Genomic DNA, 24,262 nt, shown 5'->3' with positions numbered 1-24,262 from the left:
AATTATAGGGAGCGGTACGACCATGCAAAGTGGCAAGATTAAGCACTGGAACGAAGATAAAGGCTATGGCTTTATCGATGTAGACAATCAAAGTGAAGATGTGTTCTTTCATATTAGCAAAGCACGACTGGCGAAGCCTATAACGGTTGGTCAAAGTGTCTACTTTAACAGTGCCCGTAACGACAAAAACCAATTGAGAGCCACTGAAGTGACCTCGTCTTCATTGAGCCTTGACCAAGATACTGCATCAGATGTTCCAAGCTATACACCTACTAACGCTAATAGAAATAGCCATCATAGCACTCGTAACTCAAATCGTAGCAGTCAAAACAGCAGACCAAATAAAAGAAGCTTAGGCTCTACGCTATTTAGCCTCATCGCTATCATCGCCGTCGCTTTCTATTTTTTCGGCGATTTAAATTCGACATTGCTTGCTGATAGTATCGAGCCGACAACGGTATCGCAAGACGTCACTAATAATACGAGCCAAACCACTACTGCTGGTATAACGGGTGATGCACAGGTTGATAATACGATTGCGCTTATTCAGCAAGGCGGCCCGTTTCCGTATCCAAATAAAGATGGTACGACGTTTTATAATCGTGAAGGCAGACTACCCGCCCAGTCACAAGGCTACTACCGCGAATATACCGTACCCACCCCTGGTGTGTCTCACCGCGGCGCACGGCGTATCGTCACAGGTGGTAACCCGCCTACTGTCTATTACTTGACTGTCGATCACTATGATAGCTTCCAAAGACTACAGGTGCCTTAATGTGAAACAAGCGAATATGAAACAAGCGAATACGGACAAAGCCGATATGAATCGAGACAGTACGAACCAAGCCATTCACTACGTTAATCAAAGCCACGTGAAGCAAGACCACATTAACCAAAACGGTACAGCACTGGGTACTAGCATTCCTGCGCAGGCTGTTACTATAGCCGTAGGTGACACGCTCGAAAAAACTGAGCTATTGACGAGTTTAGGCAAGGCTTGTGACTTTCCTAGTTATTTTTCACACAACTGGGACAGTGCATGGGATTGTCTAACAGACAGTGAGGCAATTCATTTAAGGCTGGATTTGACAGACGTCAAAAGGATAAACACTGAGGACTTCAATGTCTTTAAAAGCATCATTGAGGATGCCTTTAGAGAATTTGGCAAACCACAATTGTGGGTCATCGTGCCATCTGAGGATGAAGCTTATGCGTTAGAAAATTAGTCATTAAAAGCCTATATATTGCAAGCTTGACCGCCGATAGTCACCGATAATTATTCGTCATCATAGAAACCTGAATTCGAGATAAAGCCATATTTATCCCGAATTCAGGTTAATTTATTTTATAGAAAGGATTAACCTATGGAGATTACCTTAAACGGTTATTACACCCTGATATTGGCCACCTTAGTGCTGCTGCTTGGGCGGTTTTTGGTGCGGAGGGTCAAGTTTTTAGAGGACTTTAATATTCCAGAACCGGTTGCTGGTGGTTTGGTCGCGGCGATTGTTGTCTATGCTCTCAATATGGTTTGGGGATATAGTTTTAACTTTCATCAAGGGCTGCAGACCGCCACCATGTTGATGTTCTTTGCGTCCATCGGTCTGAGCGCTGATTTTAGTCGATTAAAAGCAGGCGGCACACCATTACTAATTTTTACTATCGTTGTTTCAGTGTTTATTGTATTGCAGGACGTCGTTGGTGTGGCCATGGCAAGTGCATTGGGACTTGATCCTTTGCTCGGTCTAGTGACAGGGTCTATCGCTCTAACGGGTGGTCATGGTACAGCAGGCGCTTGGGGCATTACGTTAGAACAAGACTACGGCGTGGTCGGTGCGACGACGCTTGGTATTGCGGTTGCTACTTATGGTTTGGTCGCGGGTGGTATCGTTGGCGGTCCTGTTGCCCGTCGCTTGATTAATCGACTTGGACTAAAACCAACGCCAGCCAACCCTGATCCTAGCGATATCGAAAAAGTTGCTGGTGCACAATCGTTATATAGCACCAAACATGATGAAGAGTCTGCAGGTAGTAATAAAGATATCTTTGAAAGACCTGATAGCATGCGCTTTATCACCGCTTCTTCTACTATCGAAACCTTGGCACTATTCGCAGGTGCTTTGGCTTTTGCCGATGTGATGGCCATCGTTGCTGAAGGTACATGGTTTGAGCTGCCTACTTTCGTATGGGCACTGGCAGGCGGCGTCATCATTCGCAATGTGCTGACGATGGTCTTCAATTTTGATATGTTTGACCGCTCAATTGATGTACTTGGTAATGCGTCTTTAAGCCTATTTTTAGCGATGGCTTTATTGTCTTTAAAACTTTGGCAATTAACCGATTTGGCAGGCCCTGTATTAGTCATATTGGTTGTACAGACTATCATTATGATTATCTACGTCTACCTCATTACCTTTAAAATTATGGGTAAAGACTACGACGCAGCTGTATTATCAGCGGGCCATTGTGGTTTTGGTATGGGTGCGACACCGACAGCGATTGCGAACATGCAGGCAGTCACTGATCGTTACCTACCTTCACCTAAAGCATTCTTGATTGTGCCAATGGTAGGTGCGTTCTTTGTTGATATCGTCAATGCCACGATATTGCAGATTTTTACGAAGTTGCCGTTTATGTAGGCTACTTAGTAGAAAGTTAGACTGATTTAATGTGAATAAGCCCCGATTATATTTTTATAATCGGGGCTTTATTTTGTGCAATGATAATAATACTAATTAGAGTATTGTTCGTGTATTAGCGCGCTATAAGACTTGGCATAAACATTAAATTGGTTACTTCATCTAGAGGTAATTTCAATTCTTTAGCAAAGGATTTTACGCCCAAACCTTCCTTAGCTAACACTGGCATTATCTTTTCAAATATTAAAGATTTTTCTCTAGGAATAGGCTGAGGCTCTTCCTTTCTATACCCCCTTATTGAAGCTTCCTCCATAAGTTTTCTATACTGCCATTCTGTAATAAGATTAACTTTATGTAGTCTAAATATTAAGCTAACAGCGGAGACTGACCACCTACTTTTTAGTTCAATGATGTCCTCTATAGTTATATAGTTAGGAATAGCATTTGCAACACTTGCCTTTGGCATCAAGAATGCAGAAGCAAAATTATCAGCTTCCTGTTCAGCAACTCGACTAGGAGATAATGAAACGTCAATAGAGTCATCGAAAGGTGAAGCATGCTTGTGCAGTAGTAAATGTCCTAATTCGTGGGCAGCGTCAAACCGACTACGTTCTGCTGACTTTCTATTATTAAGAAAAATAAATGGCAAGCCATCTTTCCAAAAAGAAAAAGCATCCACATCTAGAGTATTTTCTGACAATGAAAAAACACGAACACCTTTTGATTCTAATAGATGTATCAAATTACCTATCTTCTTACTTCCAAGCGCCCAATGCTCTCTAATTGTCTCTGCTGCTATCTCAGGATCACAACCTCTTAAATCTATAAAATCTTGTTTAGGAAGTTCAAAATTGTCTTGTATGTAATTATTGACGATGAGACTAAGTCGTCCAGCAGATATAGCAGCATCTCTTTGTGCAGCTGTCATTTTACTTAATGCACGAAATGAAACTGTCTCAGTAGATATTTCATCAATATCATCTTCAAAGAAGAACTGTGCAGGATAACTAAGAACTTGCGATATTTTCTTCAAAGACTCACTAGAAGGCGGGTTGTTGATACCATCTTTCTCGTATTTAGATATCGTTTTTGAAGACAACCCTGTTTGCTCAGCAAGCCTCCTATATGTCATCTTGCGTCTTAGTCTTGCAATTTTAAATCTATCAGGATTGAACTCTTTATCCACTCTTTCTAGGCACATCAAAATCAATCCCTACAGTTGAGTCTTCTTCACTCGTTACGGATGTAAATTTAGGCTTATTCGAAATATCAATAGGTGACAAAATAATTCGCTTTTTATAGCCAGAAATAATTCTATTCTCTATCTTTGTAGGCAGTAATAGCTCAAATCTAATTTCTTCCTTCCTCTCGTCAATATGAAAAAGAAGTAACCACGTTTGATTTGGATCAGTAGATTCTTCAGTAATAGAGTTTGCGTCAAATAAGTCATCACAAGAAGTGAATAAATCTAAATTATCACTCATCAGAACATTATAGCCCGAACCTTTTTGATTTTTAGGTTTTGGCTCTTTATCTTTAATACCAGTATTCTTATTGCCTGAATTAACAATAATTGTAATTTTTCTAAGTGGGCTTTTAATACCTTCAATACCATTACTCTCGAAAGGCACTCCCCAACTATGTTCTAACGCCTTTAGCCTTAATTCTTTCACAGCATAATTCCAAGCATTGTACCCTGCTGCTGATTTTGTGGAAAAACTATTGTCTTCACGTTGGTAAGCTCTAAATGCTGCATCTACTGCCTTCTCAAACACTTCATAAGGAAGACCAATTTTTTTGAAATCACTATCATCCTTAGGTTCATTTGACTGGGTGATATGTTCAACTTTATAAGCGTGCATTTTTCTTCCTTTATCAATATTAGTTCCACTATTTTAACCTCAAATGAGGGAGAAAAACAAGAACTAACTACTTTTTAAGTGTGTATGTATGCAACCACTAAATACAAAGTATATATTTGAAATTTTGTACGTAAGCAATAAAAAACCACCTAACAAAAGCTATGGGGTTTTCTTGTATAAACAGGCAACTCTTTACAGATTGCTTCTATCTAAAACTTAATAGCTATCTAGCAAATAACAAATACTAGACATCGAAAAGCCCGCCAAGAATCATCTTGGCGGGCTTTTTTAATTATCAAGTTATAATAGAGTGTTCAATCAAACCCATTATTTATACTTTTTAATTTCACCACTTTTCACACGAGCTATGAAAGAATTAACCTCTCTTTTCACAATTGGCATCAAGAAGTACAGACCGATGATGTTAAAGATAGCCATAGCGAACAGAGCCGCATCTGAGAAGTCGATAACGAAGCTAAACTGTACGATGGTACCGATAACAACGAAGATTAAGAAGATAAGTTTGTATATCATCTCGCCGCCTTTACCTTCACCGAAAAGGTAAGTCCAAGCTTTTAGACCATAATATGACCATGAAATCATCGTTGAGAAAGCAAACAACAATACCGCGACAGCTAGGAAATACTGGAAGATAGGCGCCGTTTCCATAAAGGCTGCACGGGTTAGATCCACACCAGTCAGCGCTTGGGTTTGTAAGTTTGCGGCAGTGTTCACCCCAGAGATAGTAATAACAAGCGCCGTCATCGTACAGATAACAACCGTATCAATAAAAGGCTCTAATAGCGCTACTAGACCTTCAGTAGCAGGCTCTTTAGTTTTTACTGCTGAGTGAGCAATAGCGGCTGAACCAACACCCGCTTCGTTAGAGAAAGTTGCACGTTTTAAACCTTGAATCAATGCGCCAATAAAGCCACCAGCCACACCAGCACCAGTGAAGGCACCCGAGAAAATCTCGCCAAATGCAGTACCGATATGATTAAAGTTAGCAATCAGTACGATTACCGCCATAGTAATGTATAACAAAGCCATAAAAGGTACGACTTTTTCGGTAACGGTTGCGATGCGCGGCATACCACCAATGATAACCATACCGACTAAAAACGCTAAGCCAATACCAAAGAATACACTGTAATCCGTTGGAATGCTAAAAGTAGAGCTCATGACTGCAAAGGCTTGGTTACCCTGAAACATGTTACCGGCACCAAAGGTCGCCAATATACACATGAGTGCAAAACCAACAGCCAGAAACTTACCTAATCCGCCCATACCACGTTCAGCCATACCGCGACTTAGGTAGTACATAGGGCCACCTGATACGACGCCAGATGGTAGTACCGTACGGTATTTGACACCTAACGTACATTCTACAAACTTAGTCGCCATACCGAATAGGCCGACCATAATCATCCAAAAGGTAGCGCCAGGTCCACCAATAGCAAGTGCTGCACCAACGCCTGCGATATTACCAAGACCAACAGTACCTGATAACGCAGTAGCTAAGGCTTGAAAGTGGCTTACCTCGCCTTCTTCTTTATTAGCGGGATTGGGATCGGTATATTTGCCTCTGACAATATCTAGAGACAAGCCTATTTGTCGAAACTGAATAAATCCAAAGTAAAGGGTGAATACGAGTGCGGCAACTAATAACCAACCCACAATGAGTGGGAAGCTGACGTCTCCAAGAGGTACTGAAAAGAAAATAAGGTCGACGAACCAGCCAAATATATTGGACATAAAGCCATCGAGACCTGCTCCAAATGCTGCTAAACCTGATTGTTCTGCTGCTTGCGCAAGAGTCGTGCTGAGTAATAGCATCGTTGCGACTAAAGATTGTTTTTTCATGTAAATCCCTCTATTGAAAATAATATTTATATAATTATTCAATCAATTACAGCGATACTAATACAAAGTGTAACTATTTATTATAATTTGTATTAGTATTATTACTAAATGTTCAATACTGACTATATACTAATATTTTTGTATAAACAAAGGGATTTACACATTTTTCTTCATTAAATATCGACTTAACTCTTTAAAACCAATAGGAAAACTTAGTCAAGCTCACTGCATTTATCGAAAAATGTCGGTAATAATTTTCAAGTTAAACAACAGACTGAAATATAATTAAAAAGAGCTAAATAGCACTACCAATACATGTTTGCGTTAAATTCTCTAATATTTATAAAGAGCAATAACAAAAAAACCGCTAAGCAAAAGCTTAGCGGTTTTTTTTATTACCATTCTAAAGTTTACTGATTTTTAGCATAGACTGGTAATTCTGCACAGATAGCTTCTACTTTAGCACGTACTTCAGTAGCAACCGCTTCATCACCGCGACTGTCTAGTACGTCACAGATCCAACCTGCCAATTCACCCGCTTGTGCTTCGTTAAAACCGCGAGTAGTAATCGCTGGCGTACCGATACGGATACCAGAAGTCACGAATGGTGATTTTGGATCGTTTGGTACAGCGTTTTTGTTGACAGTGATGTGTGCTTCACCAAGCCATTTGTCCGCTTCTTTACCCGTCATTTCTTGCTTAACGAGGCTGATCAGCATTAGATGGTTTTCAGTACCACCAGAGATGACTTCATAGCCGCGCTCTTGAACCACTTTTGCCATTGCTTGCGCATTTTTCACTACTTGCTGCTGATACGTTTTAAAGTTATCTTCTAACGCTTCTTTAAAGCAAACCGCTTTTGCAGCGATAACATGCATCAACGGGCCACCTTGGTTGCCTGGGAATACGGCTGAGTTTAGCTTTTTAGCCAGTACTTCATCACGTGCCAAAATCATACCTGAGCGTGGGCCACGTAGGGTTTTGTGCGTAGTCGTTGTAACTACATCAGCGAAAGGTACTGGGTTTGGATAAACACCGCCAGCAACTAAGCCTGCAACGTGAGCCATATCGACCAATAGATACGCGCCTACTTCATCCGCGATGTCACGGAAACGCTGCCAATCAACTACTTGTGAATATGCTGAGAAACCCGCGATGATCATTTTTGGCTTATGCTCACGCGCCAAGCTCTCTACTTGGTCATAATCAATAAGGCCAGTGCCATCTACCAATCCGTATTGTACGGCATTGTAGTTCAAACCTGAGAAGTTGATGTGTGCGCCATGCGTCAAGTGACCACCAGCGTCTAAGCTCATGCCTAGTACAGTGTCATTTGCTTCTAGCAATGCTAAAAATACGGCTGAGTTTGCTTGGCTACCAGAATGCGGCTGAACGTTCACATACTCTGCACCGAACAACTCTTTAGCACGGTCAATAGCTAGTTGCTCAACTACGTCCACATGCTCACAACCACCATAGTAACGCTTGCCAGGATAGCCTTCTGCGTATTTGTTGGTAAGGTCAGTACCTTGTGCTTCCATCACTGCTTGTGAGCAGTAATTTTCAGAGGCGATAAGCTCGATGTGGTTTTCTTGACGAACGCTTTCTGCGGCCATCGCTTCAGCAAGTACTGGATCAAAATCTTTGATAGAAATATCTTTAAACATAGTGATGTCCTAAGTAGTGACTGTCATTAAAAAACGTCATTGAAAAGAAGCTTATAGCCTGCCCACAATAAAACAACTACTGCGTCAACGTCGCTGAAGTACGATTAATACCCTTACACGCTGTTTTTCTGCAGTCTGTTTTATGGTATGACCATTATTGTGAATGGAGTCTATTAGCAAAGATTGAAATAAGAATAAATACAGGCGACTCACCTGTTATTAACTTGACTGATTCGTCAATAAAATCGATGTACATTTGCATCAATATCATCGCGAAACATTAAGTGTAACATGAAAATTTGTGCTGTGAGCGCAAAAAAACCTCACCTTAAGATGAGCGAATTAAATGACTATATAACACAGATAAATAGCCAATAAAATAAAGGATTTACCCGCTGAATTTTTTCTCTTGCCTGCACTTTTATGCTGTTTTAGGCATAAAATATTTTTAAGCGTCGCTAGATATAGTCGATTCACTTTAAAAGTAGTACAAGGCAGCCGAGTGTAGATGTATATTAAATACCTCAAGCAAGGTTAACCTAGTAATATTTTTATAGGTCGCTAGTTAAAAACGCAGGTAAGAACGTTTCACTAATCATAAGCGTGCGACCATACCAGTCATAACACGTTTGTCGTTGCCAACCGTCACTGGTATGACTGATAAAACGCTCATTTGGCAAGGTACGTCGACGCTTAAATAACACGTAACCGATAGGTGTGTTCTTCAAATGCTGCAGACGACGAGACTGACCTTTTAAACTGTTTAAAGGAAAGATGCTCTGTGCTTGCACCCATGGCATGTCATCATTACCATATAGCTGCACTTCCCGTATCCATGCCAGCATTGGACGATTTAGCATCATGCCTCGTACACCCAGCTGCTTTTTTTGACCTAAAGACAGCGAACGATAGCCTTCAAAGCTGCGTTTTACGCGCAGCGGCTGCCCCGCCTTCTCTTCTAATATCGCAGTGAGAGAGCCTTCAGCATTGAGCCAAGGTATGAGTTCAGTAGGAGGTAGGCCACTGGTAGAACTAAAAGAATTGCTGGTCATAGTTTATGGCTAGTATTTTTTAGAGAGTATTTAACAGTTAAAAGGTGCTTGCAAATAGAAGCAGAGTTAATTAAAGCTGATTACTGCTATGAGTCACTGCCATCAAATTCAGGCATATTGTCTGCATTAAAAGGCAAGGCCTCAAAGGCCTGCTGACGATACTGCGCCATATGCATCCGATCTCTGGCACAAAAATCGCCAATCGCTGGTACAAAACGCGGATCATAGATACGATGGATAGAATGTGTCGTGGTTGGGATAAAACCACGTACTAGCTTATGCTCGCCTTGCGTGCCTGGGTCAAAAGACATCAACCCTTGCTCAATAGCAAACTCAATACCTTGGTAGTAGCACAGCTCAAAATGCAAGCTGTCATATTCACCTAGCGCACCCCAATAACGACCATATAAGGTAGCATTATTATCGACATCAGCCTTGTCACCATCAACATTGTCGCTATCAGGTCTGTCATATAAGAACAAACTACTCGCGATAATCTCACCACTGGCGTCGAGTGCTTGTGCAAGCATTATATGCTCAGGCATGCTCGCTGCCAATGCCATAAAAAAGTCTATCGTCAAATAAGGCTGCTGTCCGCGTACTGCATAGGTCATCGCATAACAGTGATAAAAAGCCTTCCAATCAGCGTCGCTAATAGCATCACCGCACTTTCGCTGGCAGCTAATGCCTTGCTCGGCAACTTTACGGCGCTCAGCCCGAATGGTTTTACGCTTTTTAGCTTTTAAAGTCATCAAAAAAGCATCGAAATCTGCAAATGGCTTACTGTCATTAAGCAAGTCTTTGTTTTGCCATAAGAACTGGCAACCTTGACGCTCAAATATCGGTAGCTCAATAACAGCTGACTCTACGCCACTTTCTTGAGCCGCTATGGCAAGCTCTACATCAATTTCAGTTGGCATAGATGTAGTGGCATTAGAGGCCAGCTCAGGTGTCACAAACAGTCCATGCCAGCTTGAGGCGCCCACTTGTTGAGCAATATCATCGATACCTGCGATGGCCGTTCTGAGGATATCTTCATTTAAGGTTTCACCTTTTGCCAACCAAACCCTTTGACCAGTAATCGGTGTATATGGTGCGCTAGTGACCAGTCGCGGATAATAGTCAACGCCATAGCGCGCATAAGCTTCAGCCCATGCATGATCAAATACAAACTCACCGCGATGATGACCTTTTATAAATACTGGCATCACCGCGACTGGTTGCAGTGCGGCATCCTCAGCCTCATCGTCGACACGATGTACCAAAATAAATATTGGTAGCCACCCTGCCTGCTCACCAATTGCTCCAGTGTCAGTCAGCGCTTGCCAAAAAGCAAATGACATAAAAGGGGTATCTGACGTCTGCCACTCTGTTTGGCTCTGCCAGCTGGTATCATTAATCAGCGCATACTCTAAACTCATATTCACCGTCACTATTATAATCGCGATATATTTATCGATAACCAATCTATTGATGACCTAGACTAGCAAATTTTTACGTCATTGCTGTCACAATTTGCAAAAACTTATCCGTACCCAATAAAAAACCACCAACGATAACGCGGGTGGTTTGTACGACTGCGCTCATGGGCGGTGAGATCAATATAAAACGTCATGAAAAAACAGTAGTTGTATGGAAAAGATGATATCGAAGCCGATGACTGGTAGAATAAGGTTGTTATTAGCTTAGTATAATTCGAAACCATAGGATACGAGCTAAAACAGTATACTTAGTTCATGGTATACGATTGACATCCTATCGGATTTATAGTGGATTGATTATAATGTAGCGTCAGTGATTCACTTTTAGGCGATTTTGCACCGACCGTTAACGTGTTGCCTTTAAATGCTTTTTTCATGAATATTATTAAAAGAAAATGTCTGACCTGTCTTAAAAATTTCTAAGAAGCTACATATGAAGTACTTGTTCTAACCATATCATGGATTATTGCATAGTATCATTGACGCATATTCAACACTATATTTGAGCTTTATTATTAACTACAGCCTAAAGGAAGATCTAACTAAAATGTCAAAAATTATTTATACAAAAACTGACGAAGCCCCAGCGCTGGCGACTCTGTCGTTCTTACCGATTGTCGAAGCATTCACTAAAACAGCAGGCGTTGAAGTTGAAACCAGCGACATCTCTGTTGCAGCGCGTATATTGGCTGAATTCCCTGAATACTTGACCGAAGAGCAACGTGTTCCTGACAACTTAGCTGAGCTAGGTCGTCTGACTCAAGATCCAAACACCAATATCATCAAACTGCCAAACATCAGTGCTTCTGTACAGCAGTTAAAAGCCGCTATCAAAGAGCTACAGAGCAAAGGCTATGCTATCCCTAACTTCCCAGAAGATCCACAAACTGACGAAGAAAAAGAGCTACGCAAGCGCTATGGCAAAAGCTTAGGCAGTTCAGTGAACCCAGTACTCCGTGAAGGTAACTCAGATCGCCGTGCTCCTAAAGCAGTTAAAAACTATGCACGCAAGCACCCACACTCTATGGGTGAATGGAAGCAATGGTCAAGCACGCACGTATCACACATGCATGGCGGCGACTTCTACGATGGCGAGCAATCTATGACATTAGATAAAGCTCGTACGGTACGTATGGAGTTGTTACTTGATGACGGTACTCAAAAAGTATTAAAGCCTAAACTTGCTTTGCTTGATAAAGAAGTCATCGATCTGATGGTCATGAGCAAAAAAGCACTATTAGAGTTTTATGAGCGTGAAATGGAAGATTGCCGCGAAGCTGGTATCTTGTTCTCATTGCACGTAAAAGCAACCATGATGAAAGTCTCGCATCCTATCGTCTTTGGTCATGCGGTTAGAATCTACTACAAAGAGGCTTTCGAGAAACATGGCGCTTTCTTTGATGAGCTAGGTATCAACGTCAACAACGGTATGGCAGATTTATACGACAAGATCTCAACGCTACCAGCTTCAAAGCGTGAAGAGATTGAGCGCGATCTACATGCGTGTCAAGAGCATCGCCCACGTCTGGCCATGGTTGACTCTTCAAAAGGTATCACCAACTTCCATTCACCAAGTGATGTCATCGTTGATGCTTCTATGCCAGCAATGATTCGTTCAGGCGGTAAAATGTGGGGTGCTGATGGCAAAATGTATGACTGTAAAGCCGTCATGCCAGAGTCTACCTTTGCGCGTATTTACCAAGAAATGATCAACTTCTGCAAATGGCATGGTAACTTTGATCCAAAAACCATGGGTACCGTTCCTAACGTTGGCCTAATGGCTCAAAAAGCTGAAGAATATGGCTCGCATGACAAGACTTTTGAGTCTAGCGATGCTGGTATTGCACGTATCGTCGATATTGATACTGATGAAGTACTACTCGAAAAACGCGTTGAGAAAGGTGATATCTGGCGCATGTGTCAGACTAAAGATGATCCTATCCAAGACTGGGTAAAACTTGCTGTACGCCGTGCTCGTGAATCAAATACGCCTGTTATCTTCTGGTTAGACCCATACCGCCCACATGAAAACGAGCTAATCAAAAAAGTCAGAACGTATCTAAAAGATCATGATACTACTGGCTTGCATATCGAGATTATGTCTCAGGTTCGTGCGATGCGTTATACCCTAGAGCGCGTTGCTCGTGGTCTAGATACTATCTCTGCGACTGGTAACATCCTACGCGATTACCTAACTGACTTGTTCCCTATCCTAGAGCTAGGTACTAGTGCCAAAATGCTATCAGTTGTACCACTAATGAAAGGCGGCGGTTTGTTTGAAACTGGTGCTGGTGGTTCTGCACCGAAGCACGTTGAGCAGCTGACAGAAGAAAACCATCTACGTTGGGATTCACTTGGTGAGTTCTTGGCATTGACGGTATCGTTGGAGCATCTTGCAAACAACGACAACAATGCTAAGGCTCAAATCTTGGCAGACACGCTAGATACAGCAACAGAAAAACTGCTACTAAACGATAAGTCGCCATCACGTAAAACTGGCGAGCTCGACAACCGTGGCAGCCATTTCTATCTAGCAATGTACTGGGCTGAAGAGCTTGCAGCGCAAGATAAAGATAGCGAGCTAAAAGCGCAATTTACACCATTCGCGCAAAAGCTAAAAGAGAACGAAGCAGCCATCGTTAAAGAGCTTAACCAAGCTCAAGGCAAGCCAGTAGATATCAAAGGCTACTACTATGCTGATGAAGAATTGGCTAAGAAAGCAATGCGTCCAAGCGCTTTGTTTAACGAGACATTAGCATCGCTATAATTTTAAGCGATTGCTCTTAGACATTAAGCCTAATTGCCTTTGGGTTTTATACTCAGAAGTGATTAAGCGAGTTTAAGTCTTAGTAAAAAACACCTCAACCGTCTTCGAACGTTGGGGTGTTTTTTTGTGTTTTATAAAATCTTTATAAAGAGTGAAATAAAAAAAGCCACCTGTATAATCAGGCGGCTTTTTGTACATAACAATAAAATAGAATGCTGAGAGCTTAAGTGGTCTTAGGCTTCCATATGCTTAATAATCGCCTTACCAAACTCAGAAGTACTCAGTAAGGTAGCATCTGGCATCAGGCGCTCAAAATCATAGGTGACTGTTTTATTGGCAATCGCCCCTTGGATACCGCTAATGACAAGATCAGCTGCTTCCGTCCAGCCCATATCACGAAGCATCATCTCAGCAGACAATATCAGTGAGCCTGGATTTACTTTATTCTGACCAGCGTACTTGGGCGCAGTACCGTGCGTCGCTTCATAAACAGCGATCGCGCCGCCTTTGTTTGCACCAGGCGCGATACCAATACCGCCTACTTCAGCGGCCAATGCATCAGAGATATAGTCACCGTTCAGATTAAGCGTTGCTACTACAGAATAATCTGCAGGACGCATCAAAATCTGCTGCAAAAACGCATCAGCGATGACGTCTTTAATAATAATATCGTTACCCGTTTTCGGATTTTTCATGGTCATCCATGGACCGCCATCTAATAACTCTGCACCAAAACGCTCTGCCGCTAGCTCATAACCCCAATCCTTAAATGCGCCTTCAGTGAACTTCATGATATTGCCTTTATGCACTAGAGTCACATTTGGCAAATCATTATCAATGGCATGCTGAATCGCTTTACGTACGAGTCGCTGTGAACCTTCTTTTGAGACAGGCTTGATACCGATGCCGCAGTCTTCAGGGAAGCGAATACTAGTTACCCCCATCTCATCTCTTAAGAAATTGATAACTTTTTTGGCATCGTCGCTGCCCGCTTTCCACTCGATACCCGTGTAGATATCTTCTGTGTTTTCACGGAAGATAACCATATTCGTTAGCTCTGGATGCTGCACTGGACTTGGCACGCCCTCAAACCAGCGCACGGGGCGTTGACAGACATACAGGTCGAGGTTTTGGCGCACTGCGACGTTTAATGAGCTAAAGCCACCACCCACTGGCGTAGTCAATGGACCCTTGATACTAATGACATAGTCTTTTAGAATCTCTAGCGTCTCGCTTGGCAAATAGTCGCCGTCATATACTTTCGCTGCTTTTTCACCAAGATACGTCTCCATCCAAATGATAGACTTCTTGCCGTGATACGCTTTATCAACCGCAGCATTGACTACTTTTATCATGACAGGCGTGATATCTACACCGATTCCATCACTTTCCACAAACGGAATAATCGGATGATTGGAAACATTTAATGTTAAATCTGCGTTTACAGTCACTTTTTCACCGTCTCTTGGCACGATAACCTTATCATATGACATCGATGATACTCCTTGGTTGTATATTGGACGTCGCAAGCGAACTAGACACTTTGTTATGCTAACCGTTTTATTATAGTTTTAACGCTCTGAGCGCTTATCGGTTAAGCAAAGCCTTTATGAGTACGCCACTTGCGGCATTGATTTGAACAATATGAAAGATAGCTTTAAGCTAAAAAAATTAAAATAGAGACCCAAACAATGATTGCCGCTTGCAGATAGTAGATTTTTCTATATCAGAAATATAAATACCACTATCAGAATACGGATTTAGGATAACAGCAAATTTATACAAGCGCTGTCCTACTTTTGTAGCAGGTCATGTGGCATACAGCACATTAAATATATCGCCTTTAGTCTTGTTGCTTAATACTAGCTCTGCATTACAAAACATACGCTACAATGATCCATTAATCATCTAAAACTAGGAAACACCGTTTTATGTCTACGTCTAGTCTCATCTTATTCAACAAGCCTTACGGCGTACAAAGTCAGTTTAGAGATGACAGTAACAACGACCACGCCACCCTATCGCAATACTTTACTGACAAGGCTTTGCGAGTTGCTGGTAGGCTAGATGCCACTTCGGAGGGCTTGCTGATTTTGACCGATGATGGTCGCGTTAATAAAGCAATTACTCATCCGCCAAAAGCCAATGCAGGGCGCAAACAAGGTAAGACTTACTTAGTGCAAGTAGAAGGAATTCCTACTGCTGAGCAACTCAATAAGCTTAAACGTGGCGTGGTTTTAAAAGACGGTAAAACGCTACCTGCCGAGGTCAAACATGTCAGTGAAAGTGAGCTACCGATGGTGCTCTGGCAGCGCAATCCACCAATACGTGAGCGTAAAAGTGTACCGGACTCATGGCTGATACTAACAATATATGAAGGGAAAAATCGCCAAGTCAGACGTATGACAGCGCACGTCGGTCTGCCTTGTCTGCGTTTGATACGTTGGTCAGTGGCAGGATTTGAGCTAGGTGATTTAGCTGTTGGAGAGTTTGTACGCGTTCATCTAAATAGCGAACATTGTCGTCAGCTAGGTATTTCTAGCTAGTTTAGATGGTTTTAAGTTTATATATTGTTGGTTAATTCACACTGTTTAGTTGTTTAGCCACGAATATAAAGCTCTGACACTAATATATTACGACCTGTTAAACATAGTGTCTCGAATGGGTAAGGTTTATCTGCTAACATTCAGCACGTAATTGATTATGTATAATAGGTATTATCCATTTATCGTTTGGTTTTTTCACAATAGGGATATGTCATGATTGCTTCTCGTCGTTTTCTTTCGTTGGTCACTAGCATTTCTGCGGCGCTTTTATTGAGCGCCTGTCAGCCAACGACTGAGGACAACCAATCAAATCCTGTAGAAGAAACCTCACCGCCAGTGACTGAGATGCCACATGCTGAGCATGACGGTATGGCAGACGACACTCTAACAAATGACAGCGATAACAGTGTCAATGATGAGTCTCAAATGAGTGACATGCTCAGAGACTATACGAGATCGATGACTAGAATGTATGACGAGATGATGATTGGGATGGGTTATAACGATCCTGATACCGCTTTTGCTAAAGGCATGTTGGGACATCATCGCGGCGCGGTAGATATGGCAAAAATAGAGCTGAAGTATGGTACTGACGAAGCGATGCGCCAGCTTGCTCAAGATGTCATTACGGCACAGCAAACTGAAATCGATGTCTTAAACAAATGGTTAGCTAGCCATCCTGATGCTGCCAAACCTAAGCCAAATACTATGGCGATGCAGCAAGCATATGCTAAAAGCATGGAAAATATGCATGGCAAAATGACTTTGGGCGTGTCTGATCCTGTACCTGATATGGCATTTGCACGCGGCATGCTACCGCATCATATTGCCGCTGTTGATATGGCAAAAGTTCAGCTCGAATATGGGACAGATGAAGAAATGCGTCAGTTGGCGCAAGATGTCATTGATAACCAGCAAACTGAAATTGATGTGATGAAAAACTGGATTGCTGCGCTTGAGGCTGCAAGTAGCAACGATGACGATAGCTCTGTAGATGAAAATATTGAGCCTGAAACTACCGTTAATAAGAATCTAGATAGCTGAGATAATAAAGCTAAAGAGCAGTAAACGTATATCTTCTTGCCAACCTCTGACCTATCGAGCATTTAAGTTGCTTGGACATATCTACAATATTATAGATTATAAAAACCTTCTTCTAAGCATGAATGCTCGGAAGAGGGTTTTTTATATGGAGGGGTTTTTCGTATGGAAAGGTATTTTATATAGCATCGAGGCTATCGCTTCATAACATTGAGCCATGTCTCCCAACCTGCCTCACCTTTTAATGGCTCATTATCATTCTCTAGAGTCTTATCTCCTTTTGCTAAGCGTAGGCTTACTTTGTGAGGAGGTACTGCTCCAGTCATGCCAGTTGTCTCATCTCGCAGCTTAACTTTAGTTGTCGTTTCGGGTTGAATCTGAACACACATTAGCTCATCACGGCGGAACAAATAACATTCAACAGGATGCGCTGTATTAACCAAAGTGGTAAGTTGTTTCGTATCTGCTTTGATACCGTCAATCGCGATAATAACGTCATGCGCTGAGATACCAGCTCTGGCAGCAACGCTATCTCGCATCACACGATTTACCTTGAGTCCAGCTGGCGTTTCGTTACATCGCATACCCCAAGGCACATGCTTGTCAGCCGTTTCTTTGGTATTCGCCTGTATTTTGACACCGTTTGCCACTAGCAACGCTTCAATTGGCAGCTCTTCTACCCCATTGACATAACGGCGTTCAAAATCTTCCCATTCTGCTAGCGGCATAAACTGCTCAATGACGGAGCCCATGTCAGCACTACTGATACCAATCCGCTTACTGTCGTTCTGCTTGGCCTGAGTATAAAAAGCTTTGACCACATCAAACAAACGATAACGACCATCACTATTTTTGAGTAAGATTAGGTCTAGACATAAAGCTACCAACGCGCCTTTATTATAGTAGCTGATACCCGCATTGCCTGTATTTTCATCGGTACGATACAGTTTAATCCAAGCATCAAAGCTCGACTCTGCCACGCTTTGATTGCCACGCCCTGGGGTTTGATAGTAGCGATTGATTTGCTCGGCTAGCAGTCGCAGATAATTGGCTTTATCAATCACGCCTGATGCTTGCAACATAAAATCATCGATATAAGACGTAAACCCTTCGAATACCCAAAGTAATGGCGTAAATGCTTCACGACGCAAATCGACATCGATCATGACATCAGGACGCACCGTCTTCACCCACCATGAGTGAAAATACTCATGGCTACATAAGCCTAAAAATCGCTGATAATCTGTACTTGGTAACTTTGGCTCATTAGTGCTGGGTAAGTCATTGCGCGGGGTGATAAGGCTAGTAGAGTTGATATGCTCAAGCCCACCATAGTCTTGACCACTGGCAAAGGTCATAAAGGTATAATCGTCAAATGGCGCATCGCCTAACCAATCTACGTAGGTCTGACAAATCTGAGTAATATCCTGCTGTAATCGACCTAGGTTAGCATTCTGCTTACCTGATAGGTAAAAGCTATGATGTAGCGTCTGATGCTCATTATCGTTAATAATAAAATCAAACTTTTCTTGTTCTGCGATTTCGAATGGATAATCAATCAGCTCGTGATAATTGGCTGCCTGTAACTTATAGATGTGCTGACGGTTCGCTTGCTGACGGCCTTTTTGCTGTTGATCAATCTGCAGGTGCGTAGTGTCCAACCCACAAGCCAACAGTACTTTGCTACTTTCTTTGTCTGCAAAAAATGTCTCAGGAACGATTAAGCTAACTTGGGCAGGTGCTTGCTCTTGCCCTTCGACGGCGAGCGCAAGTGAGGTGAAATTACCGTAAAGTCGTTGCTGATCGACGTAGGCCGTACGCACGGATAAATCATAGCAATAGACTTCGTACTCGACGATGACCGTCTGCCCTGCTTGCATCGCTGGCAGCTGCCATGTGTTTTTGTCAATTTTTTGCGCGCGATAAGTCTCTGGTTGCTTGTCACTATCCGCTGTTTGAGCTTCTATTACTTGATAGTGTACCGCAGTGATGTTTCGGGCAAACTCACGCATCAGATAACTGCCTGGTATCCATGCTGGTAACCAAAGCTGCGGCGCATCGGATACTGCTGTAAAGCTCAGTGACACATCGACCAAATGCTCGTAGAAACGAGCAAAACCAAATTGATAGCTTATATCAGCTATCGTTTTAGCCTTAGTAGCATCGTGATTGGTTGAAACATTGCTCACTGGTTGTTTAGTAGTGGTATTGGCAAATGCAGTCATCGTATCTCTCGTCCTTATTTTTATAATTATGCTAGAAGTCCTGCTCTAAAAAAGCAACTCCTAAACCATGAATAGCCAATAGCTATGCATTAACTATAGAAAATAGCAGTTATTATTGTAAATTGTGGCATTAATTGGCATTTTTTATGTTTTTTGCCTTGAAAGTTATGTGGGCCATCTCAATTAAAGATGCTAACTGCTAAAGTTACTTTAATAAACTGATGATAATTGACTAATGACGTGGCCTTTTGGCTTGCAGATTGGCTTTTTTAGGTTTATTGCAACCGTATTTAATTTTTTACATAGATATATTTAGGATATTTTATGACTACTATCGCAAAAGACACTGCCGTCAAATTCAATTACACACTAAAAGACGACGAAGGCAATATCCTTGACCAGTCACCAGAAGGTCAGCCACTTGCTTATCTACATGGTCACAGCAACATTATCCCAGGCCTAGAAGCACAATTAGAAGGTAAGTCTGCTGGCGAAAAAGTTAATGCAGTCGTTGAACCTGCTGATGGCTACGGCGAATATCAAGAGCAAGCAGTACAGCACGTACCACGTGACAACTTCCAAGGCGTTGACGACATTCAGCCTGGTATGCAGTTCCAGTCAGAAGCTGGCGGCCAAGTAATGTTGGTTACCGTAACTGCTGTAAACGATCAAGAAGTTACTGTTGATGCAAACCATCCATTGGCTGGTAAGCGTTTGACATTTGATGTTGAAATCCAAGAAGTACGTGCAGCAACTGAAGACGAACTAAACCATGGCCATGTACATGGTGCAGGTGGCGTTGAGCACTAATCTCTTCTAGAGTATAGTGAAAATATTTAGAGGATAAGTTATTAAATTTATTCTCTAATATAAAAGGCCAGTAGCCGATAAGGTTGCTGGCCTTTTTTTATGTTTATCTCATGGTAAGTTTCGAATTAATATAAATATGCTCAACTTGCATACGATCTATTTAAAAAATCCACTATAAAAATTATTAATATCCAGACGTAACAAAGCCGCATAACGACAAGCGTCATGCGGCTTTTATTACCAACCATCCATGTTAGCGTTACGTGATACCTAATCCCTGGGCATCTCATAACTGACAGGCATCCAGCCTTATCATCCTTAATCAGCAAACTACTTATCCCTAGTGCGACCTTTAAGATACCAATCCCTAGTATCAATGAACCGTTTCGTTCAATCGTGCCGTACAGTTATAGTCGCAGATTAACCCTTCGTTGGTAAGAGGTCTAAACGTCAATCTATGTAAGCATATGCTTACATAGATTACGTAACGTTATAATAACTTCACATTATAGCTTCTCTTCAGGGCTAAGCATCGTCTTAGGTTCAGCGCTGAGCATAAGGTAAGCTGCCTCATTGATAAACGCTTCATCCTCTGGTAATTCCGGACGTTCAGCGGCTTTCATACGGCTACGCTCTTCAAATTTTGCGTCCATCGCTGCTTGATAAGTGTTCCAGTTAGAGTACGGACGCTCGCCAGTTGCGATAAGGCGTTTGTTTTCTGCTTCTAATGATCGTTTCTCAATTAGCTGCATTTTGGCTCGGCGGCTATTGATATCTAAACGAACAGGTTTCTTTTCATCATCCATGTTACGAATATCATTTAGCGTCGAAAGATAAGTAAACTGTGGGTCTTTTTGTTGGCGAATCTTAGACTGCTGATTGAGCGTCGCCAATGTATCACTGGTAAACTTCCCTTCAGGCTTATACGGCGCCGTTCTGATAGTGTCCCAAGGCAATGCTTTTTTCTGAGCTCGCTCGCCAAAGGTTGCATCATCATAGATATTAACTAGCTCAACATCTGGTACGACACCTTTATTTTGCGTACTACCGCCAGTAACACGATAAAATTTACGCTGAGTCAAGGTAGCAGAGCCTAAAGCTAAGCTATCGAGCTGAATCTGTGCCGAGCCTTTACCAGTTGTCGTACTACCAACTACTAATCCGCGACCATAGTCTTGAATAGCAGCGGCAAAGATTTCACTGGCTGAGGCTGATGCTAAGTTGGTAATGACCGCCATTTTGCCATCATACAATTGCTCGCCGCCATCGTTGTCACGGTATACTTGAATGTTGCCACGATTATCACGAATCTGTACCAGTGGTCCGCTCTTGATAAAGAAACCTAACATCTTGGCAACTTCATCCAATGAGCCACCAGGGTTGTTGCGCAAATCAACCACTAGGCCATCGATATTTTGTTTATTCAACTCTTTTAACGCTTTTTCAGTATCGATACTGACGCTACGATAGTCTTCACCATTGCGACGTGCACGATAGTTTAAATAAAAGCTTGGTATCTCAAGTACGCCAATACGCTTTGGTGTCTTATCAATATTAGGACGCTGCACTTCTACCACTCGCTGAGTGACGCCTGACTCTTCTTGCTGAATAATATCTCGTACTACCGTGACTGTACGGGCGCTAGCATCTGGGGTATTAGGTTGACGTAGTTTCAGTGTGACCGATGTACCGCGTTTTCCGCGAATCAAGCTGACAATTTCACGCGTTGACCAGCCAACCACGTCCGTCATGGTTTCGCCATCTTTTGCGATACCAACGATCAAATCATTGGGCTTGATTTGACCTGACTTAGCGGCTGGACCACCATCGACCAAAGTCACAATACGGGTATAGTCCGGATTTTTGCGATCTGGACGAATAGAGACACCAATGCCTTCTAACTGAAGACTAGACTGGATTTGTAGTTCAGTCGCTTGAATCGGTGCATAGTAATTACTGTGCGGATCATAGGTCAGCATCGCCGTATTTAAGATGGTTTCCATGATTTCATCATCTTTGAGGCGTTTAAACTGCTCTTGTTGACGCGATAAACGATTTTGCAAAATCTCATTTGGCGTACGCTCATCGTTACGTACCAAGTCTTGTCCACGTGTGATATCTGGGTTGCTTAAAAATACTTTCTCTTTGGCTTTTTCGTCTTCTTGACCGAGGGTAATGCTCATCAACTGAAACTTTAGCTGACGTTCCCAGTAATCACGCTGCTCTTTTTTGGTTTTAAAATGGCCTAGTTTTTCGCGATCAAGAATGATTGTGTCGTTACCTGTCAGATCAATGTCTGTTTTGAGCATCTTGGTTGCCATCGCAAAGTACTCGTTTGAGCGTTTGCGGTAACGATCATACACCTCTACCCCTGCAGATAGATCACCTTGTTTTAGGCGAGCGCCAAAATCTTCAGCGTGTTTTTTCTTCAGCTCATCGACATCAGATTGCAAAAACAACGTATGGTTTGGGTCAAGGCTATCGATATACATTGATAGGATTTCGCTACCGGTCTTGCTATCTAAAGGCTGATTAAGATAATGACTGCGATCCAGCAAGGCGGCTACTTGACGGGTGGTGACCTTTTGCTCAGGGGTCTGAACGAAACTTCCCGTATTGGTCTCGGCGACTGCAGTACCGTAGCTTTGGGTCAAGATAATACCGGCGATGCCCACTGACGCTGCACTGAGTAACCACTGTGCTGGTTGTTTTTTCATCATATGTACCTAGTTATTTGAAGTTAATAGTATTGGGTAATTCATCAGAATTAGAAATGCTCGAATCTGTTATGACCTATAAATGCTGTGTTTTTTATTCTTATACTTTATGCATCATTAAATACTGATATATAGTCAAAAATCAATCAATATTATCATGCGCATAAATACTGAACTGTCTCAAACTGTATAAGCAATCTTACACGCTACACCTGTACATACCAAACTTTCTATCACTTTTATCATACATAGTAATTGAGGGCTATCAACATCGATTTGATGACTGAATTTGATGGCTATTAGCAAATTGATTTGACCCCAATAATCTGCCACATTATGCTCAATTAATAATAACTGTCATAATAAGATATCTGAACAATGACTGCTAAGCGATAAGACAGGTATAGTCAGTCACCCTCATAATATAACCATATATAAAATAATAAGGAACACGCGATGTACGGCGTTTTAATGATAGATATCGATAGTACCGCTTTGACCGCTGAAGATGTCAGCTTGATTAAACAAGCACAGGTCGGCGGAGTAATATTGTTTGGTCGTAACGTCACAGATGCGGCCCAAGTCAGAGCACTGTGCGACGATATACGTTATCACAATCAAGACATACTTATCGGTGTGGACCAAGAAGGTGGACGAGTCGCGAGGCTACGTGAAGGTTTCACGCCCTTGCCTGCTATGGGTCGACTGGGTAAGCTATTCAATCAAGACCCAAGTCAAGCACTTAGCTGCGCCTACGATTGCGGTTATCTAATGGCAGCTGAAGTGCTGGCTGTAGGAATCGATTTGAGCTTTGCACCCGTATTGGATAGAGATGGTATTAGCCAAGTTATCGGTGATCGCAGCTTTCATCATGAGACGCAAGCTATCACTGCGCTTGCAACACAGTTTATGCGCGGTATGAAAGCGGCTGGCATGGCCACTACTGGCAAGCATTTCCCTGGTCATGGCGCTATCGCTCCTGACTCGCACGTATCGGAAGCCATCGATACGCGCAGCTTAGATGAGATTATCAATAGCGACATGCAACCTTTTGCTCAAACACTACATAGTCTGGACGCTCTTATGCCAGCACATGTGATATTTTCGCAAGTAGACGACAAGCCAGCAGGATTCTCCAAAATTTGGCTACAAGATATCATTCGAGATGAGCTTAAATTTGACGGGGTACTTTTCTCTGATGACTTATCGATGGCAGGTGCGAAGGCGGCTGGTGATGTCAGTGCTCGCGTAAAAGCGGCAATTGATGCTGGTTGTGATATTGCCCTCGTGTGCAATGACCGTGTGGCTGCTCATGAGGCTGCTAAAGCTGCGCAAGATCTGCCTTACCCTAACCAGCAACGTATCAAAACCATGCGCGGCAACATCCCAACATGGCAAGGCGATCTTGAATTTACTTGCCAGCAATTTGAATACTGGCAGCAAGCCAAGCAAAATGTTACTCAGACTTTTTTTAATGCCCAAGCTGATGATCAGACTGCTAAAGAATCAACAGATCCTACTCTGTATAAACAATAGCTTACTTAACTATCATCGAGCAGCATACAAAAAACCGCACCTTTATAAGATGCGGT

Annotated in this window: 17 protein-coding genes; 8 read left to right on the top strand and 9 right to left on the bottom strand. The window is 42.3% G+C overall.

Annotated features, from left to right (window positions below; genetic code table 11):
• Window positions 1–22 precede the first annotated feature (22 nt).
• From AK824_RS13735 to gltS, 3 genes are all read left to right on the top strand, one after another.
• The gene (locus tag AK824_RS13735) at window positions 23–775 is read left to right on the top strand and encodes a ribonuclease domain-containing protein (protein WP_057758305.1); all 753 of its coding nucleotides are present in this window, start codon (window positions 23–25) and stop codon (window positions 773–775) included.
• 1 nt (window position 776) lies between these two features.
• Complete coding sequence (locus AK824_RS01820; RefSeq protein ID WP_227511185.1) at window positions 777–1,226, top strand: barstar family protein; 450 nt, start codon at window positions 777–779, stop codon at window positions 1,224–1,226.
• Between the two features lie 138 nt (window positions 1,227–1,364).
• A complete protein-coding gene (gltS, locus tag AK824_RS01815) occupies window positions 1,365–2,639 on the top strand; it encodes a sodium/glutamate symporter (RefSeq protein ID WP_057758303.1) in 1,275 nt (424 codons plus the stop codon).
• Between the two features lie 115 nt (window positions 2,640–2,754).
• Here gltS and AK824_RS01810 read toward each other — a convergent pair whose 3' ends face one another.
• The 6 genes from AK824_RS01810 to AK824_RS01785 form a co-directional block, all read right to left on the bottom strand.
• Entirely contained in the window at window positions 2,755–3,840 is a 1,086-nt protein-coding gene (locus AK824_RS01810; protein ID WP_057758301.1) for a helix-turn-helix domain-containing protein, read from the bottom strand.
• Window positions 3,818–4,501: a hypothetical protein gene (locus tag AK824_RS01805; RefSeq protein WP_057758299.1), complete on the bottom strand. Its 684-nt coding sequence runs from the start codon at window positions 4,499–4,501 to the stop codon at window positions 3,818–3,820. Before AK824_RS01805 ends, AK824_RS01810 begins: the two co-directional genes overlap by 23 nt.
• Before the next feature lie 327 nt (window positions 4,502–4,828).
• A complete protein-coding gene (locus tag AK824_RS01800) occupies window positions 4,829–6,364 on the bottom strand; it encodes an alanine/glycine:cation symporter family protein (protein ID WP_057758297.1) in 1,536 nt (511 codons plus the stop codon).
• A 410-nt stretch (window positions 6,365–6,774) separates the two neighbouring features.
• Entirely contained in the window at window positions 6,775–8,031 is a 1,257-nt protein-coding gene (glyA, locus tag AK824_RS01795; RefSeq protein ID WP_057758295.1) for a serine hydroxymethyltransferase, read from the bottom strand.
• A 551-nt stretch (window positions 8,032–8,582) separates the two neighbouring features.
• A complete protein-coding gene (locus AK824_RS01790; protein ID WP_057758294.1) occupies window positions 8,583–9,083 on the bottom strand; it encodes a chorismate--pyruvate lyase family protein in 501 nt (166 codons plus the stop codon).
• Window positions 9,084–9,169: 86 nt separating this feature from the next.
• On the bottom strand, window positions 9,170–10,504 hold the full coding sequence (locus AK824_RS01785) for a GNAT family N-acetyltransferase (protein ID WP_057758292.1): 1,335 nt from the start codon (window positions 10,502–10,504) through the stop codon (window positions 9,170–9,172).
• 607 nt (window positions 10,505–11,111) lie between these two features.
• On the opposite strand from AK824_RS01785, the gene AK824_RS01780 reads away from it, so the two are divergent.
• Entirely contained in the window at window positions 11,112–13,331 is a 2,220-nt protein-coding gene (locus tag AK824_RS01780) for an NADP-dependent isocitrate dehydrogenase (RefSeq protein WP_057758290.1), read from the top strand.
• 233 nt (window positions 13,332–13,564) lie between these two features.
• Here the strand turns inward: AK824_RS01780 and icd are convergent, their stop codons facing one another.
• A complete protein-coding gene (gene icd / locus AK824_RS01775; RefSeq protein ID WP_057758288.1) occupies window positions 13,565–14,824 on the bottom strand; it encodes an NADP-dependent isocitrate dehydrogenase in 1,260 nt (419 codons plus the stop codon).
• A 438-nt stretch (window positions 14,825–15,262) separates the two neighbouring features.
• Between icd and AK824_RS01770 the strand changes: the two genes are divergently transcribed.
• Both AK824_RS01770 and AK824_RS01765 read left to right on the top strand, forming a co-directional pair.
• On the top strand, window positions 15,263–15,877 hold the full coding sequence (locus AK824_RS01770) for a pseudouridine synthase (RefSeq protein WP_057758286.1): 615 nt from the start codon (window positions 15,263–15,265) through the stop codon (window positions 15,875–15,877).
• Between the two features lie 213 nt (window positions 15,878–16,090).
• The gene (locus AK824_RS01765) at window positions 16,091–16,921 is read left to right on the top strand and encodes a CopM family metallochaperone (protein WP_057758285.1); all 831 of its coding nucleotides are present in this window, start codon (window positions 16,091–16,093) and stop codon (window positions 16,919–16,921) included.
• Window positions 16,922–17,112: 191 nt separating this feature from the next.
• Here AK824_RS01765 and AK824_RS01760 read toward each other — a convergent pair whose 3' ends face one another.
• On the bottom strand, window positions 17,113–19,143 hold the full coding sequence (locus tag AK824_RS01760) for a M61 family metallopeptidase (RefSeq protein WP_082624536.1): 2,031 nt from the start codon (window positions 19,141–19,143) through the stop codon (window positions 17,113–17,115).
• A gap of 324 nt (window positions 19,144–19,467) precedes the next feature.
• Between AK824_RS01760 and AK824_RS01755 the strand changes: the two genes are divergently transcribed.
• Window positions 19,468–19,953, top strand: a complete 486-nt coding sequence (locus AK824_RS01755) for an FKBP-type peptidyl-prolyl cis-trans isomerase (RefSeq protein WP_057758283.1) — start codon at window positions 19,468–19,470, stop codon at window positions 19,951–19,953.
• A gap of 506 nt (window positions 19,954–20,459) precedes the next feature.
• Here AK824_RS01755 and AK824_RS01750 read toward each other — a convergent pair.
• Window positions 20,460–22,670, bottom strand: a complete 2,211-nt coding sequence (locus AK824_RS01750) for a carboxy terminal-processing peptidase (protein ID WP_057758281.1) — start codon at window positions 22,668–22,670, stop codon at window positions 20,460–20,462.
• 456 nt (window positions 22,671–23,126) lie between these two features.
• Here AK824_RS01750 and nagZ point away from each other — a divergent pair, with 456 nt between their 5' ends.
• The gene (gene nagZ / locus AK824_RS01745) at window positions 23,127–24,206 is read left to right on the top strand and encodes a beta-N-acetylhexosaminidase (RefSeq protein WP_057758279.1); all 1,080 of its coding nucleotides are present in this window, start codon (window positions 23,127–23,129) and stop codon (window positions 24,204–24,206) included.
• The last annotated feature ends 56 nt before the right edge of the window (window positions 24,207–24,262 follow it).

The organism is Psychrobacter sp. P11G3 (assembly GCF_001435845.1).
Classification (GTDB): Bacteria; Pseudomonadota; Gammaproteobacteria; order Pseudomonadales; family Moraxellaceae; genus Psychrobacter.
Note: the sequence above shows the minus strand (reverse complement) of the source record. Positions and strands in the feature narration are given on the sequence as shown.